The sequence below is a fragment of the Pedobacter frigidisoli genome, assembly GCF_032678525.1.
In the GTDB taxonomy this organism is placed as follows: Bacteria; Bacteroidota; Bacteroidia; order Sphingobacteriales; family Sphingobacteriaceae; genus Pedobacter; species Pedobacter frigidisoli_A.
In genome coordinates this window covers 1-3,679 of the sequence record NZ_JAVTSE010000016.1, presented here as the reverse complement: position 1 = coordinate 3,679, position 3,679 = coordinate 1, and the positions used below count along the sequence as shown (strand labels likewise).

Below are 3,679 nucleotides of genomic sequence, written 5' to 3'. Positions count from 1 at the left end.
CCCACAATTAATTTTTAAATGCCCTGATCAAGGTTATGTAACCATTAAAAACCTTCCATTCGAAGCTTCCTGACTTTCTCACCTTCACCAGATAAAAATAAGTTGCTTCATTTAGACCTTCACCCGACCAGTTATTCTGATAGTTCTTGGCATGATAAACCTGGTTACCCCAGCGGTTCACGATTGTTATCTCATTCTCTGCGAACTCCGTTAATCCCCGGATTTCAAAAGTATCGTTCCTTCCATCACCATTTGGTGTGAACAGATTTGGAATCAGTAACTCATCCCCCTTAATTGTCGCCCCATCGGCCAAGACATAGTTATTTCCCATAGAAGGATCAGGCTGATCGCCTTTAACAGTTGCAGAATTACTCAAAGGACCTGCAGCGAGGGTTCTTGATTTGAACGTGATGGTTGCAGTTTGATTCAGATCGAGACTGCCTACCATCCAAACCAGATCTCTTGTTACGGATGAATAACTGGTTGTTCCTGTACTTACGGTAATATCCTTAGGCGCATCTATAATCGTCGGCAATTTATCCGTCACACTTACGCCTGTCGCCCGGTTGGCTCCCTTATTTGTGACCGTTATTTTATAAGTCACATCGGAGCCTGTCATAATCTCTCCCGTAGTTATGAGTTCTTTCGTGATGACAAGATCTGCAGATTGATCTACATCTATTATTGCTTCCGGTTGGACAACCGCACCAGTGGGACTTATCATTAAAGCCACATTTTTGAGAATGTTGTAGCTATTCACATCTGGTGCTACTTTTGCATCGAAATATAAAACTGTACTGGAGTTTGCCTGCATGTTAACAGTCCACTTCAATGTGTTGTTGCTCACCGTTCCATTGCCTGAAACCGAACCGGCAACATAAGTTAACCCTGCCGGCAGTTCATCAGTTATGACAACACCGTTTAGTGGAGACCCTCCGGTATTACGAACGGTGAGTGAATAAGTCAGGATTTCGTTAGCCTGTGCCTTTCCATCATTATTTCCCTTGGTATCAGCAACAGATTTACTTCCTTCCAGCTTTCCTTCAGTTGGAATGGAAACAGCAGGTTTTAGTACCGCAATCGCATTTCCCGGATCGGTTACGGTAGCGATATTTTCAATTGCCAGATTTCCCGAAGAAAGAACTGCATTTACCTGAACTTTGAACCTAACTGCCATCTGTCCGTTGGCAGGAATGGTCAGGTTATTCCAGTTTAAAGTATTTCCCACCAATGTTGCACCATCACTCGCACTTCCGGTTAAGTAAGTGGTGTTCGTAGGTATTGGGTCGCTTACCGTCACTCCTGTTCTTGTAGTGCTACCGTTGTTTCTAACTAAAATTGTATAGGTCAACGCTTCACCAGCCTCGGCTATTCCATTATTATTGGCGTCTGTCACGGCTTTGGAACTGGTTAATTTCGAGATTTCAATAATCGTCGGATAATCATTATTCTCAGCTGTGCCTGAAACATCTGTTACTATTGTTCCGGAAGGTGCAGTAGCTGTAATTATAGCAGTATTTCTTACCGTTCCTGCATTCTTTTCTGTCTGAGAAATGATGTAACCGGCTGTTGCTGTTGCTATCTCTCCCGGGGCAATAGTTGCCGGGGTGAATGAAACGGGCGAAGACAGCTTAGCATCTGAGAATTGGAAATGATTAAGTGTTACATTACCTGTATTTCTAATGCTAAAAGTATAAGTAATGGTATTTCCATCTGCACTTAATACTCCTGTTTTCACAAGGGTAATTGCCGGTGCTTCCGGTATAAGGTATATCGTTGGATCGTTCGGTGCAAGCGTTGTCGGATCATCCGATAGTTTAGACAATCTATTCGCTCCAGTTCCAAACGAAGCAGTTACAGTTGCCTGGTTTACAAATTTTCCATAATCAATCTCAGGCTGAATAAGTGTATGTCGAGCGCTCACAATGGCCGTTTCTGCCGGATCAAGTTTAGCGATTAATGAAGGTCTGATACTTCCTGCATCCGCGCCAGGATCGGTTACCACAATATCCGTTAATGTGATGTTTCCAGTATTGGTCACAAGAATACTGTACTCAATCACTTTCACTACCCCCGCACTATTGGCTATCATTTTGGTAAACCTGACTGAAGGATCGGGAACGATCTTTGTAACCGTCGGATCATTTAACTCAGCTGTAGATGGATCATCAGAAACTTTATTAATAATATTGCCCTTAGAATCTTTTACTGATGCTTTGGCCTGATTGATATAACCACCTGAGTTAACATCACTCTGGGTAACGATATGTTTCGCGATGATGCTGGCGCTTTCACCAGGTGCAATAGCTGTTATGTCTGCCGGGTTCAAACTTCCTGCATCTGCCTTATCATCAGAAATCTGAATATCGGTTAACGTTACATTCCCCGTATTTGTCAAAATCAATCGGTAGTTGATCACATCACCCGCTTTGTTTACCGTGTTAGTGGCAATTTTTGTAAAAGTATATGAAGGTGATAAAGATAAAGTTGCAACAGTAGGTATATCATTCGTTTGGGTAGTTCCCGAAACATCGGTTACATCTGCTCCCACTGGTGTTTTACCTGTAACGCTTGCGGTATTGCTGTATGTACCCGCATCCATATCGGCTTGGGTTAAACTATGAACAGCCGTTAATGTTACGCTTGCGCCTGGAGCCAGACTAGAAACAGGAGAACCTGTTACCACTGCATTAGCGTCCGAAACCGCAAGATTGGTTAGGGTTACGTTACCTGTGTTTTTAATAACCAGGTTATAATTTAATGCGCCACCAACAGCCGTTGGTACTGATCCATTGATTGTTTTAACCAAGGTCACAGCACCATCTGGAGTAATCGTTGTAACAGTAGGTATGTCATTAGTCTCAGCCGTTCCTGAAATATCAGTCACGTCTGCACCTGCCGGGGTTTTACCAGTTACCATTGCGGTATTGCTATAGGTTCCAGCATCTACATCAACTTGAGTTAAAGTATGAACAGCAGTAAGTGTTACACTCGCACCAGGAGCTAAACTCGAAACCAGTGAGCCGGTTACGATGGCATTGGCGTCCGTAACCACAAGATTGGTCAAGGTGACGTTTCCGACATTTTTAACAACCAAGTTGTAATTCAGTACCTCGTCTGCTTTATTCGACACAGTACCGTTAACAGTTTTCACTAAAGTAACAGCACCAGCCGGCGTGATGGAAGCCACTGTTGGTGTGTCATTAGTCTCTGTCGTTCCTGAAACATCAGTCACATCTGCTCCAGCGGGCGTTTTACCAGTTACCGTTGCCGTATTGCTATAGGTACCCGCATCGACATCTACTTGAGTTAAAGCATGAACAGCAGTAAGTGTTACACTCGCGCCCGGAGCTAAAGTAGAAACTGGAGATCCCGTAACAATTGCATTGGCATCAGTGACCACAAGGTTGGTTAAGGTTACGTTACCTGTGTTTTTAATAACCAGGTTATAATTTAATGCGCCACCAACAGCCGTTGGTACTGATCCATTGATTGTTTTAACCAAGGTCACAGCACCAGCCGGAGTAATGGTTGCCACTGTCGGTGTATCATTAGTCTCGGTCGTTCCTGAGACATCAGTTACGTCAGATCCAGCTGGTGTTTTACCAGTTACTGTTGCCGTATTGCTGTATGTACCCGCATCAATATCGGCTTGAGTTAAAGTATGAACAGCAGTAAG

Annotated in this window: 1 protein-coding gene; it reads right to left on the bottom strand. The window is 43.6% G+C overall.

Annotation, left to right across the window (positions count from 1 at the left end):
• Positions 1-7 precede the first annotated feature (7 nt).
• Positions 8-3,679, bottom strand: a 3,672-nt coding sequence (locus R2Q80_RS21850; protein WP_316801645.1) for a gliding motility-associated C-terminal domain-containing protein, incomplete at its 5' end; no start/stop codon positions are given.